General features: G+C 71.9%; 11 protein-coding genes. 6 read left to right on the top strand and 5 right to left on the bottom strand.

Annotated elements, in window-relative coordinates:
• Positions 1 to 84: 84 nt before the first annotated feature.
• The 4 genes from IOD14_RS16310 to IOD14_RS16295 all read left to right on the top strand — a co-directional run bounded on the left by IOD14_RS16310 (position 85) and on the right by IOD14_RS16295 (position 2,407).
• The gene (locus tag IOD14_RS16310; protein ID WP_123993747.1) at positions 85 to 696 is read left to right on the top strand and encodes a DsbA family protein; all 612 of its coding nucleotides are present in this window, start codon (positions 85 to 87) and stop codon (positions 694 to 696) included.
• A 45-nt stretch (positions 697 to 741) separates the two neighbouring features.
• The gene (locus IOD14_RS16305) at positions 742 to 1,548 is read left to right on the top strand and encodes an MBL fold metallo-hydrolase (protein ID WP_123993748.1); all 807 of its coding nucleotides are present in this window, start codon (positions 742 to 744) and stop codon (positions 1,546 to 1,548) included.
• Positions 1,549 to 1,553: 5 nt separating this feature from the next.
• Positions 1,554 to 1,970, top strand: a complete 417-nt coding sequence (locus IOD14_RS16300; RefSeq protein WP_249125928.1) for a nuclear transport factor 2 family protein — start codon at positions 1,554 to 1,556, stop codon at positions 1,968 to 1,970.
• Positions 1,971 to 2,053: 83 nt separating this feature from the next.
• On the top strand, positions 2,054 to 2,407 hold the full coding sequence (locus tag IOD14_RS16295) for a VOC family protein (protein WP_123993750.1): 354 nt from the start codon (positions 2,054 to 2,056) through the stop codon (positions 2,405 to 2,407).
• 220 nt (positions 2,408 to 2,627) lie between these two features.
• Here IOD14_RS16295 and IOD14_RS16290 read toward each other — a convergent pair whose 3' ends face one another.
• The gene (locus IOD14_RS16290) at positions 2,628 to 4,061 is read right to left on the bottom strand and encodes a GH1 family beta-glucosidase (protein ID WP_123993751.1); all 1,434 of its coding nucleotides are present in this window, start codon (positions 4,059 to 4,061) and stop codon (positions 2,628 to 2,630) included.
• A 166-nt stretch (positions 4,062 to 4,227) separates the two neighbouring features.
• Here IOD14_RS16290 and IOD14_RS16285 point away from each other — a divergent pair, with 166 nt between their 5' ends.
• Positions 4,228 to 4,749: a family 43 glycosylhydrolase gene (locus tag IOD14_RS16285; RefSeq protein WP_249125927.1), complete on the top strand. Its 522-nt coding sequence runs from the start codon at positions 4,228 to 4,230 to the stop codon at positions 4,747 to 4,749.
• 37 nt (positions 4,750 to 4,786) lie between these two features.
• Here IOD14_RS16285 and IOD14_RS16280 read toward each other — a convergent pair whose 3' ends face one another.
• The 4 genes from IOD14_RS16280 to IOD14_RS16265 form a co-directional block, all read right to left on the bottom strand.
• Positions 4,787 to 5,803, bottom strand: a complete 1,017-nt coding sequence (locus IOD14_RS16280) for a LacI family DNA-binding transcriptional regulator (RefSeq protein ID WP_212670605.1) — start codon at positions 5,801 to 5,803, stop codon at positions 4,787 to 4,789.
• Between the two features lie 87 nt (positions 5,804 to 5,890).
• Positions 5,891 to 7,549: an NAD-dependent malic enzyme gene (locus IOD14_RS16275; RefSeq protein WP_212670604.1), complete on the bottom strand. Its 1,659-nt coding sequence runs from the start codon at positions 7,547 to 7,549 to the stop codon at positions 5,891 to 5,893.
• A gap of 117 nt (positions 7,550 to 7,666) precedes the next feature.
• Positions 7,667 to 9,319: an amidohydrolase gene (locus tag IOD14_RS16270; protein WP_212670603.1), complete on the bottom strand. Its 1,653-nt coding sequence runs from the start codon at positions 9,317 to 9,319 to the stop codon at positions 7,667 to 7,669.
• Positions 9,320 to 9,340: 21 nt separating this feature from the next.
• Positions 9,341 to 10,846, bottom strand: coding sequence for an APC family permease (locus IOD14_RS16265; RefSeq protein WP_212670602.1), 1,506 nt, complete (start codon positions 10,844 to 10,846; stop codon positions 9,341 to 9,343).
• Between the two features lie 142 nt (positions 10,847 to 10,988).
• On the opposite strand from IOD14_RS16265, the gene IOD14_RS16260 reads away from it, so the two are divergent.
• Entirely contained in the window at positions 10,989 to 11,711 is a 723-nt protein-coding gene (locus tag IOD14_RS16260; RefSeq protein WP_123993757.1) for a TetR/AcrR family transcriptional regulator, read from the top strand.
• The last annotated feature ends 274 nt before the right edge of the window (positions 11,712 to 11,985 follow it).

Genomic DNA, 11,985 nt, shown 5'->3' with positions numbered 1-11,985 from the left:
GCGTTGAAATATCTGACGAGTCAGATAATGTTTCCGAGGGTGAGTGCCCGCACCAGGCGGGCGCCGCTTCCCCCGAGGTCCTGGATGAAGCTCGTCTACGTCTTCGACGCCTACTGCGGCTGGTCCCACGGTTTCTCCGCACCCCTGCGCGAGGTCGTCGCACGCCACCCCGAACTGCCGGTCGAGGTCGTCTCCGGCGGGCTGTTCACCGGCGGCCGGCGCGTCCCGATCCGGGAGATCGGCCACGTCCAGGGGGCCAATGCCCAGATCGCCGAGCAGACCGGCGCCCGGTTCGGCGAGCCGTACCAGGAACTGATCGCCGACGGTTCGTTCGTCATGGACTCCGAGGCCGCCGCCCGCGGCGTGGCCGCGCTGCGCCGGATGGCCCCCGAGCGGACGGCGGAACTGGCCACGGACCTCCAGACGGCCTTCTACGTCGACGGCCTGAGCCTGTCCGACCCGGCCACCTACCGGAAGCTCGCCGCGGCCGCCGGACTCGACGCCGAGGCCGTGGTCACCGCCTTCGAGGCACCCGAGAGCCGGGCGGAGGCCGCGGCGGACTTCCGCCGCAGCGCCGAACTGGGTGTCACCGGCTTTCCCACCCTGCTCGCCGTCGTCGGCGAGCGTGTCGCCCCACTGGCCCACGGCCGCGCCACCGCCGACGAGATCGACCGGCGGCTCGCGGGCCTGTCCTGACCCCGCCCCTCCCCGCCCCGTCCACCCCCGCAAGGAGCCCCGAGCATGAGCACTCTCGACTTCAAGGTCCTCGACCTCGACTTCCCGGCCGGCAGCAGGAACAAGACCGCCACCCTCGTCACCGGAGAGAACGAAGCCCTCCTGGTGGACGCCGCCTTCACCCGGGCCGACGGCCACCGCCTGGCCGCCGAGATCCTCGACTCCGGCAAGACGCTCACCACCGTCTTCGTCTCCCACGCCGACCCCGACTTCTACTTCGGCGCCGAGGTCGTCGCCGACGCCTTCCCCGACGCCGTCTTCGTGGCCACCCCGATCGTCATCGAGCACGTCCAGCACTCCTACGAGGGCAAGCTCAAGGCCTGGGCCGCCCTGGGGGCGAACCTGCCCACCCGCCTGGTCGAGCTCACCCCGCTCACCGGCGACCTCACCCTGGAGGGCCACACCTTCCAGCTCAAGGGCGGCCCGGCCGCTCTGCCCGACCGCCACTACCTGTGGCAGGCCGAGCACCGCGCCCTGCTCGGCGGTGTGCTGCTCTTCCAGCAGGAGCACGTCTGGGTCGCCGACACCCCCACCCCGGATGACCGCGCCGCCTGGATCGGCCTGCTGGACGAGATGGCCGCTCTTCAGCCGGAGCTGGTGGTCCCCGGGCACCGCCTGCCCGACACGGCCGCCGACGCCTCCGCCATCACCGCCACCCGCGACTACCTGCTCGCCTTCGAGGAGGAGCTCGGCAAGGCGGCCGACGGCGCCGCGCTCACCGAAGCCCTCGTCAAGCGCTACCCCGACAACGGCATGCTGATCGCCGCCCAGATCGGTGCGAAGGTCGCCAAGGGCGAGATGAAGTGGGGCTGACCGTCATGACCGACACCGACTTCGCCACCTCCACCGCCCCCGCCGACGTCGTACGGCGCCAGTACCTGGCTTCCGCGGCCGGGGACCTGGAGGCTCTGAGGGCCACGCTCGCACCCGACGTGGAGTGGACCGAGATGGCCGGCTTTCCCCTGGCCGGCACCTACCGCACCCCCGACGGCGTCACCTCGAACGTGATGGAGCAACTGGGCAAGGCGTGGGACGGCTGGACGGCCCACGACGACACCTACGTCGTGGACGGCGAGAACGTCGTCGTCCTGGCCCGCTACACCGCCGCCAACAAGGCCACCGGCAAGCGGATCGACGTGCGCGTCGCCCACCACTTCGTCGTGCGCGGCGGACTGATCGTGCGCTTCGAGCAGTTCGTCGACACCGCGCTCGTACGCGAGGCGATGTCCCACTGAGGTGCGCCGCGGCGGTATGTCATCGGTGCGCGCGCCGCTGACATACCGCTGCGCGGGGCGGCACTCCTGGCAGGATGGCCGGCATGGAACGAGTGCTTGGCATCGGCGGCTACTTCCTCAGGTCCGCCGACCCCGCGGCGCTGACCGCGTGGTACCGCGACTGCCTGGGCCTGGACGCCGACGAGAACGGGTTGTGGCGTCAGGAGGACGGGCCCACGGTCTTCGCCGCCTTCGAGTCGGGGACCGACTACTTCGGCCCCCGCACTCAACAGACCATGCTCAACTTCCGGGTCCGCGACCTGGACGCGATGCTCGCGCAACTACGCGCCCGCGGAGCGGACGTGTCCGAGGAGACCCAGGACATGGAGGGCGTGGGCCGGTTCGGCTGGGTCACCGACCCGGAGGGCCACCGCATCGAACTGTGGCAGCCCGCCTGACCGGCAAGGTCCCCGGCCCAACCGGCTTCCGCCACGGCCACCTCGACCCGGCCGGGCCGGGTCGGGTCGGGTCGGGTCGGGTCGGATCGGGTCGGCGGAACGAGAGCGCCGATCCTGACCGGCCGGGGTGGACGCACCTGGGCGAGCATGCCGGACCTCGCATCCGTGCCCCGCGTCGACGGCCAACCCGTTGGTCCGGCCGCACCCGGGCCCGCCCCCGCTACTCCTCGCTTCCCGGCTCCGGAATGGTGCGCGTCGTCGCCAGTCGCCGGTACCACAGGGCGCTGTCCTTGAGCGTGCGGCGCTGGGTCTCGTAGTCGACGTGGACGATGCCGAAGCGCTTCGAGTAGCCGTATCCCCACTCGAAGTTGTCCATCAGCGACCACACGAAGTACCCGCGCAGATCGACCCCCGCGGCGAGTGCCCGGTGGGCGGCGACGAAGTGCCGGTGGAGGTAGTCGACGCGCTGCGGATCGTGGACCGCGGGGCTGCCGTCGGGGCGGGTGGTGACCTGGTCCTCGAAGGCCGCTCCGTTCTCGGTGATGACCAGCGGCTGGTCCGGGAACCGGCGGTGCAGGTCCAGAAGGAGTTCCTCGAGACCGTCGGGGTCGATGTTCCAGCCCATGGCCGTGTGCGGGCCGTCCTGCGCCACGAACTCGACCTGCGGCGAGCCGGGCCAGGCCGAGCCGCCCATGTCCTTGTGCCCGTCGTTGTTCTGCCGGTCCGTCACGCCGTCCCACAGCCGGACGGTGGTGGTGGCGTAGTAGTTGACACCGAGCAGGTCCAGGGGCTGCCGGATCCGGTCGAGGTCGCCGTCCTCGACGAACGACCAGTCCGTGACGGCCGCGGTGTCCTCCATGAGGTCCCGTGGGTAGTGGCCGAGCAGCAGGGGGTCGGTGAAGGCGCGGTTGGCCAGCGCGTCGATACGGCGCACGGCTTCGTCGGCGCCCTCGCCCCGGCCGCGCAGGACATGGAAGTTGAGGGTGACCGAGTACTGCGGATCGTTGGTGGTGACCTCCCTGAGCTGCTGAACGGCCAGCCCGTGGGCGAGGTTGAGATGGTGGACCGCGGTCAGCGCCGCCGCACCGTCCCTGCGGCCGGGCGCGTGGGCCCCGGCTCCGTAGCCGAGGTAGGCGGAGCACCACGGTTCGTTCAGGGTGGTCCAGATCGCGACGCGGTCGCCGAGGGCTTCGCCGACGACACGGGCGTAGTCGGCGAAGGCGTACGCGGTGGCGCGGTTCGTCCAGCCGCCCTCGTCCTCCAGCGCCTGGGGCAGGTCCCAGTGGTAGAGGGTCGCGACCGGGGCGATGTCCCTCTGGAGCAGGCCGTCGACCAGGCGGCTGTAGAAGTCCAGCCCCTTGGGGTTGACCGGGCCGCGGCCGGTGGGCTGGATGCGGGGCCAGGCGATGGAGAACCGGTAGGCCCTCAGTCCGAGGGACGCCATGAGGTCGAGGTCTTCGTCCAGGCGGTGGTAGTGGTCGGCGGCCACGTCACCGGTGTCGCCGTTCCACGTGTTGCCCGGGGTGTGGGAGTAGGTGTCCCAGATGGAGGGGCCGCGCCCGTCCTCGTCCGCGGCGCCCTCGATCTGGTAGGCGGCGGTCGCGGAGCCGAGGAGGAAGTGCGCGGGGAAGGACCGGGGCTGAGGTGTCGACATGCGGTCGCTTTCTGCTGGATGCCGGTACGGACGAGACGGCCGAGCCCATGACGACCAGGGGATGGAGGTCGGTGTCCGGGAACCACGGTGATGTTAACGTTAACAAGCTGTCAAGGCCCTGCCCCGAAGATCCCCGCTGCCGTCCCGTCCGCCTCGGAGTGCGCTCGTGCCGACCTTCTCCAACCCCGTTCTGTCCGGCAGCCACCCGGACCCCTCGATCTGCCGGGTCGGGGAGGACTTCTACCTGGTCACGTCGTCGTTCGCGTTCCACCCCGGGATCCCGGTCCTGCACAGCCGCGACCTGGTGGACTGGCGGCCGCTCGGGCATGTGGTGGACCGTCCGTCGCAGGTGTCGCTGACCGGCCTCGACGTCGCGGACGGCCTCTGGGCTGCCACGATCCGCCATCACGAGGGCACCTTCTACGTGGTGGTGGCCCTGGCACGCGGCCGCCGGGGCAGCACCACCTACCTGTTCACGGCCTCCGACCCGGCGGGGCCCTGGTCGGACCCGGTCGTCCTGGACGCGGAGGGCATCGACCCGTCCCTGTTCTTCGACAACGGCCGGTGCTGGTTCACCGCCTGCCGCGACGCCGCCGAACCGGAGGTGACCGGCGTCGGCGACGCGCAGGAGGGCGCGGGCGTGGCACACGTGCGGTGGTTCGAGTACGGGCCCCGCCCGGCCGGGTGATCCGCCCGGCGTCCGCGATCGCCGCGCCGTTCGCGCCTCAGGTGTCCGAGCGGGGTGCGGCGGTGCTGTGCCGTACGACCAGTCGGGGCGTGATCCGCTGCCGTTCCGGCGGCTCACCGCCCACCCTGCGCACCAGAAGCTCGATGGCGCTGGTGCCGAGATGGACGAAGTCCTGGCGGACCGTGGTCAGGGCGGGCACCAGGTATCCGGCACCCTTCATGTCGTCGAAGCCGACGACCGACACGTCGTGGGGCACCCTCACACCGCGTTCGGCGAAGGCCGCGAGCGCGCCCATGGCCATCTGGTCGTTGCCCGCGAAGACCGCGGTGGGCGGGCCGGCGTCGGCGTCGCAGAGTTCGTGGGCCAGCCGGAAGCCGCTCTCCGCGCTGAAGTCGCCCTCCAGCAGGGGTCCTTCGGCCGCCGCCGCGCTGAGTTCGGCCCGCCAGCCCTCGACGCGGGCCCGGGCGTCGAAGGTGCGCAGCGCTCCGGTGAGATGGGCGATGCGACGGTGTCCGAGGCCGAGGAGGTGCCGGACCGCGAGACGCGCGCCGAGTTCCTGGTCGACCTCGACGGAACTCAGGTCGGGGCCGGCCACGCTGCCGGACATCACCACCGCCACCGGGACCCCGAGGGAGAGGCCGGACAGCGTCTCCACGGCGCCGGGCCGGTCGGCGACGACGGCGATCGCCTCCACCGACTGGTCGGTGAGCCGTTGCAGCGTCTCCATGAGGTCACCGGCGGTGCTCTCGCCCTGCCGGCTGGCCAGGCTCACCCAGTAACCGGCCTGTTTGGCGGCCGTCTCCACGCCCAGCAGGATGCGCGGCAGCTCGAACAGCTCCGATCCGACGATCACCACGCCGATCGTGGAGGAGCGCCGGCTCTTGAGGGCTCTGGCGACGCTGTTGCGGCGGTATCCCAGCTTCTGGATCGCGGCCTCGACCCGGGTGCGGGTCTCCGGCCGGACCGACGGATGGCCGTTGACGACACGGGAGACGGTGATGTGCGAGACGCCGGCCTCCCGGGCCACGTCCATCATGCCTGGCGGCCGGTCCATGTCACTCGTCCCTCTGCCTCAACCCCAGCAGGCGGCCTCGCGCCCACCGCCGATACTGTCACAGGGCCCCCGGGCCGGACCGGCGGCTCAGGTCATGTAGCGCGGTGTCCACTGGGTCGTCGCGATCGCCTCGCCCAGTTCGGCCTCCGTCGCCCCGGGGGCGACGCCGTCCTCGACGGCGGCCTGCGCCACCGCTAGAGCGATCTCGCGGGCGGCTTCCCGCATGCTCGCCAGCGGGGGCAGCAGCGGGGTCGCTCCGTCGGTGCCCGCCCGTACCGCGCAGTCCCCGACGGCGCGGGCCGCCGCCACCATCATGCGGTCGGTCACCCGGGTGGCCCGGCAGGCGGCGACCGCGAGGCCGACGGCGGGGAAGACGTAGACGTTGTTGGCCTGGGCGACCGGTACCTCCCGGCCGTCCACCTTCAGCGGCGGGAAGGGCGAGCCGGCGGCGATCAGGGCCCTGCCGTCGGTCCAGCGGGCGAGGTCGGCGGGGTCGGCCTCCGCGTTCGAGGTCGGGTTGGACAGCGGCAGGATCACCGGCCGGTCGCAGGCGCCGGCCATCGTCCGCACGATCTCCTCGGTGAAGGCGCCGTGCGCCGTGGAGAGCCCGATCAGCACCGTCGGCCTCACCTCGCCGACGACCCGGGCCAGGTCGGGTGCGTCCGCGCCCCACTGCCGTACCTCTTCGTCGTCGCGCGCGTAGACGCGCTGCTCGGGAGAGAGGTCGGTGCGGGAGTCCACCAGCAGGCCGTCGATGTCGACGAACCAGAACCGGTCGGCCGCCTCCTCCTCGGAGAGGCCCTCCTCCACGAGTGCGGTACGGATCATGTCGGCGACGCCGATCGCCGCCGATCCCGCACCCAGGACCACGATCCGGTGGTCGGTCAGGGAGGCTCCGGCGACCTTCGTGGCGGTGGTCAGCGCACCCAGCGCCACGGCCGCCGTGCCCTGGATGTCGTCGTTGAAGGTGAGCAGCCGGTCCTGGTAGCGGGCGAGGATCGGCCGGGCGTGGGCGGTGGCGAAGTCCTCCCACTGGAGCAGGGTGCCGGGCAGTTCCGCCTCGACGGCGGAGACGAACGCCTCGATCATCTCGTCGTACGCCTCGCCGGTGACGCGGTGCTGCCTGCGGCCGAGGTAGTGCTCGCCGGCCAGCAGGTCCTCGTTGTCGGTGCCGACGTCGAGGAGGATCGGCAGGGTGCGGGCGGGGTGGATGCCGCCGATGGCGGTGTAGAGGCTGAGCTTGCCGATGGGGATGCCCATGCCGCCGACGCCCTGGTCGCCGAGGCCCAGGATGCGCTGGCCGTCGGTGACCACGATGACGTCGACCTCGCGGCCCGGCCGGTTGCGCAGGATCTCCCGGAAGCGGTGCCGGTCCTCGTACGTCAGGAACAGACCGCGCGGCCTGCGGTAGATCTCGCTGAAGCGCCGGCAGGCCTCCCCCACCGTCGGGGTGTAGACGACGGGGAGCATCTCCTCCAGGTGCCGGGTGAGCAGCCCGTAGAAGAGCACCTCGTTGGTGTCCTGGAGCTGGCGCAGGTAGATGTGCCGGTTGAGCGGCTTGTCGTATCCGAGGAACGCCTCGTACGCCCGGTCCGCCTGCTCGTCGAGTGTCTCCGTGGCCGGTGGGAGCAGCCCGTCGAGGCCGAGTTCGGCGCGCTCCTCGGCGCTGAAGGCGGTTCCCTTGTTGAGCAGCGGGTCGGCGAGCAGGGCGGTTCCTCGGGCACGCGCGGGGCTGGGTGTTGCCATGGTGTTCCTCGGTTCGGCGGGTTTCAGGGACGGTTTCGGCGTGAACGGCTCCCCCATCAGCATCCCTACTGCCCCGTCGCCCCGCGCCGAAATCCCCGGCGTCACCCGATGAGGGGCTCAGGCATCGCCCGCCGCGTGGACCCGCTGCCCTTCGACGAAGGTCTGCAGGACACGCGTGGCGGCGATCTCCTCGGGTGGGCCGGCGAAGGGGTCCCGGTCGAGGACGACGAGGTCGGCCGCCTTGCCCACGGTGATGCTGCCGGTGAGGTCGTCGAGGTGGTTCACATGGGCGCTGCCCGCCGTGTACGCGGCGAGGGCGGTGCCCAGGTCGAGGCGCTGCTCCGGGAGGAAGGCCGGGGTGCCCTCGGGGGCGTCGGGGGCGATCCGGTTGACGGCGACATGGATGGCCTGGAGCGGGTCGGGGCTGCTGACCGGCCAGTCGCTTCCGGCGGCCAGGGTGGCGCCCGCGCGCAGCAGATCGGCGAAGGGGTACTGCCGTGCGCCGCGTTCGTCCCCGAGGAAGGGCAGAGTCAGTTCGTCCATCTGCGGTTCGTGGGCGGCCCACAGCATCTGGAGGTTGGCGCTCGCGCCGAGAGCACGGAACCGGGAGATGTCGTCGGGGTGCACGACCTGCAGGTGCGCCAGGTGGTGCCGGGTGTCGTGGCGGCCGTTGGCCGTGCGGGCGGACTCGACGGCGTCCAGCGCCTCACGCACCGCGCGGTCGCCGAGGGCGTGGAAGTGGACCTGGAAGCCGGACGCGTCCAGTTCGGTGACGTACTTCCTCAGGTCACCGGGTTCGACGAAGCTGATGCCGCTGTTGTCGGAGGCGCAGCCGCAGGTGGTCAGGTAGGGGTCGAGCATCGCGGCGGTGTGGTTCTCCGCGACGCCGTCCTGCATGACCTTCACGGTGCCGGCCCGGAACCGGCCCCGGCTCAGCTCCTCGCGGCGGGCCACGAGTTCGGGGATCTGCTCGGCGCCCCGCTCACGGTCCCACCACAGGGCGCCGACCACCCGGGCGGTGAGCAGTCCCCGGTCGAGGGCCGCGAGGTAGGAGGGCGCCGGGTCGGTCATGTTGGTGTAGGCGCCGACGATGGCGTCCTGCCAGGCGGTGACGCCGTGGGAGTGCAGCACGGCCTGCGCCCTGAGCAGGGCCGTGAGTTGTTCCTCGGGCGTGGGGTCCGGCACCAGCCTGCCCACGAGGTGGGCGGCGCCCTCCTGGAGCATGCCGGTGGGGTCGCCCTCGGCGTCGCGCTCGATGCGGCCGTCGGCGGGGTCCGGGGTACGGGCGTCGATGCCGGCCCGTTCCAGGGCCCGGCTGTTGACCCAGGCGCCGTGGTGGTCGCGGTTGGGCAGGAAGACGGGCCGGTCCGGGACGATCGCGTCGAGGGCCGCGGCGGTGGGCGCCCCGCCGGGGAACGCCTCCAGGGACCAGCCGCCGCCGGTGATCCACTCGGCGTCCGGGTTCCGGTCGGCGTACGTCCTGATCCTGCGCAGGTACTCGGCCGGGTCGACGGTGTCGCCGAGATGGCACAGGCCGAGTTCCAGGCCCGCGCCCTGCGGGTGGACGTGGGCGTCCTGGAAGCCCGGGAGCAGCAGTTTCCCGGCCAGGTCGACGACTTCGGTGCGCGGGCCGATCAGCTCGCGCACCTCGTCGTGGCCTACGGCGACGATCCGCCCGTCGCGCACGGCCACGGTGGTGGCGCGGCTGCGGGCGGGATCGACGGTGTGCACGGGACCGCCGGTGAGGACGAGGTCCGCGGTGTGTGACATGGGGATGGGCTCCAGAGAAGGTCAGACCGCCGTACGGTCCATCGGCAGGGTCAGGGACTCGGCGTCGGTGCCGCGGCCCGTGGTGAAGTACGGCGAGTGCCGGACGTACTTGGCGACGGCGGCCATGACGAGGCCGGCGAGGACGATCACGGCGGGCAGCGAGAACATGAACCAGCCGTTGTCGGGGCTGAGTTCGAAGTGGTCGCTCATGGTCAGGTACGAGTATCCGAGGTAGCCGCCGAGGCCGAGCAGGATCAGGCCGGACACGGCGGGCACCCCGATGGCGAGGAGTGCCTCCCGTGGTCCGTCGTGTCGCGCGGAGCGGAAGCGCACGGCGCAGGCGAGCGCGGTGAGGCCGTAGTAGAGGGCGACGATGAGGCCGATGGCGTTGACGGCGGCCAGCAGCATGTCGCTCAGCTTGGGGATCGCGACGGCGAGCACGGCGATCACGGCGGCGATGGTCATGATGACGACCGTGCCGACGGCGGGGGTGCCGTAGCGCGTGTGGACGCGGGTCCACACCGGTCCCATCGTGCGGTCGCGGCTCATGGCGAACAGGCCGCGGGCCGTGGGGATCAGGGTGGCCTGCACGGAGGCGACCGCGGAGAACATCAGCGCGATCAGGGGGAGGGTGGCCCAGGGTTCGGCGGCCAGTTTCTCGCCGAGGTACGGAAGGGCCTGGGGGCCGTTCCTGACGAGTTCGGCCAGGCTCATCTCCCGCTGGAAGGCGACCGAGGCGAAGAGGAACAGGCCGAGCATCGCGAAGAGGGCGATGAGGCCGCCGCGGGCCGCGTCGCCCGGGCTCTTCGTCTCCTCGTTGACGCTGAAGGCGGCGTCCCAGCCCCAGAAGAAGAACACCGCGAGGACCATGCCCTGGGCGAAGGCGGTGCCGCTGGAGATCTCGAAGGGGTTGAACCACGACAGCGAGACGGCGTGGTCACCGGTGATCAGGGCCCAGCCGCAGAAGGCCAGCAGCACGGTGTACTCGAAGACCAGCAGGGCGAACTGGAAGCGGGTCGCGGACCGTACGCCGGTGACGGCCAGGGCGGTGAGGGCGGTGAGGATCACCAGTCCGACGGCCGTGGTGACACCGGTGGACGTCGGGTCGAGGGCGATCCCGGCGACGCTGTGCAGTCCCGCCTTGTTGGCGAAGGCCAGGACGACCGAGCCCATGATCGCGCTGGTGTAGGCGCAGAAGATGACCGAGCCGACCAGGGTGACCCAGCCGGTCAGGAAGCCGGGCCAGGGACCGAGGGACTTGCCGACCCAGACGTAGCCGTTGCCGCAGTTGGGCTCCGAGCGGTTCAGGCGGGCATAGGCGGTGGCGATGCCGAGGACCGGCAGGAAGGCCAGGAGCAGCAGTGCCGGGGCCTGGAGGCCCACGATGGTCGCGATCGTGCCCATGCCGATGGCGATGCTGGTGGTGGCCGCGGTGCTCGACGCGGCGATGGCCACGCCGTCGACCACGCCGAGGGAACGGCGCAGATCGGAGCTCGGGACGGAGGAGAGGGGCGGTCTGGACGACATGGAGGGCTCCTCGGGGACGGGAGACGGGGAAGAGCCGCGCGGTGAGGTGATGGAACAGCCGATGTCCACATTGGGTCAACCCTGTTGACGTAAGGAGGCCGGCGGCCGTTCACTGAGGGGCCCCAGCCAGAGGAGGCCGGTCATGTCCAGCCGTGTCCCGGAGGAGCGCAGGCGTCGGCGGCCCACCCGCTCCGGAGTCCTGCTGTCCGAGGACCTGATCGTCGAGACCGCGCTGCGGCTGATCGGCGAGCACGGGCCCGAGGCGCTGAGCGTGCGCCGGCTCGGCGCGGCACTGGGCTGCGACCCGACCGCCCTCTACCGCTACTTCCACGACACCGACGACCTGGTGCTCGCCATCGCGGACCGGATCATCGGCGACGCGATGGCGGGGTTCGTCCCCGGGGACGACTGGGTGGCCTCGCTGCGCGAGATGGCCCGGCGGGTGCGTGCCGGATACGTCGCCCATCCGCGCGCGGCGGCCATGGCGGCGCACCGGGTGACCCGGCGCAGGAGCGAGATCCGGGCGGTGGACACCGGGATCGGCCTGCTGCTGTCCGCGGGCTTCGAGCCGGCCGCGGCCGCACGTCTGTATCTGGCCTTCATCGACACCGTGCTCAGCCACGCGGCCACGGAAGCGGCGTTCCAGGCCCTGCCCCGGCAGCAGCGCGAGGCCGACCAGCGGGCGTGGCTGGGGGTCTACCAGAACCTGGACCCGCGGACGTACCCGGCCCTGACCGCCGTACGCCACGAGCTGCCCGGACTGGCGGACGGTTCGTTCGAGGAGGCGGTCGAACTCATGCTGGAGGCGTTGGCGGCACGGGCACCGGCGGGCCGGGGGTCCACGGAGGGCTCGTCACCCGGATGAGTTCTTCCGTACGTTCCGTGGGGCGGCGGTCGACCGGAGGGGCGCTGTTGCAACGACAAGCCCGCGCGACGGTCGCGGCGCTCGCACTCTCACGGACCTTCATCAACAACGTGGCCGGAAAGTACGCTGCGGGCGACACCAACCCCGGCCCCTTCACCTACGTCCACCGGGTCGACAAGCGCGCGAGACGCCTGGCGAGGCGGGCCGGATTGCATCGCCGCCCGTCACCGGCGGCGCGGGCCCCGTTCACGGCCAACTCGCCGTGGCGCGGCTC

The organism is Streptomyces sp. A2-16, from assembly GCF_018128905.1.
GTDB lineage: Bacteria > Actinomycetota > Actinomycetes > Streptomycetales > Streptomycetaceae > Streptomyces.
This window is presented reverse-complemented; position numbering and strand designations above follow the sequence as displayed.

Coding starts and splice junctions, on each gene's coding strand:
- IOD14_RS16280 (WP_212670605.1), bottom strand. CDS start 5,803: ATGGACCGGCCGCCAGGCATGATGGACGTGGCCCGGGAGGCCGGCGTC.
- IOD14_RS16260 (WP_123993757.1), top strand. CDS start 10,989: ATGTCCAGCCGTGTCCCGGAGGAGCGCAGGCGTCGGCGGCCCACCCGC.
- IOD14_RS16300 (WP_249125928.1), top strand. CDS start 1,554: ATGACCGACACCGACTTCGCCACCTCCACCGCCCCCGCCGACGTCGTA.
- IOD14_RS16310 (WP_123993747.1), top strand. CDS start 85: ATGAAGCTCGTCTACGTCTTCGACGCCTACTGCGGCTGGTCCCACGGT.
- IOD14_RS16290 (WP_123993751.1), bottom strand. CDS start 4,061: ATGTCGACACCTCAGCCCCGGTCCTTCCCCGCGCACTTCCTCCTCGGC.
- IOD14_RS16270 (WP_212670603.1), bottom strand. CDS start 9,319: ATGTCACACACCGCGGACCTCGTCCTCACCGGCGGTCCCGTGCACACC.
- IOD14_RS16305 (WP_123993748.1), top strand. CDS start 742: ATGAGCACTCTCGACTTCAAGGTCCTCGACCTCGACTTCCCGGCCGGC.
- IOD14_RS16295 (WP_123993750.1), top strand. CDS start 2,054: ATGGAACGAGTGCTTGGCATCGGCGGCTACTTCCTCAGGTCCGCCGAC.
- IOD14_RS16265 (WP_212670602.1), bottom strand. CDS start 10,846: ATGTCGTCCAGACCGCCCCTCTCCTCCGTCCCGAGCTCCGATCTGCGC.
- IOD14_RS16275 (WP_212670604.1), bottom strand. CDS start 7,549: ATGGCAACACCCAGCCCCGCGCGTGCCCGAGGAACCGCCCTGCTCGCC.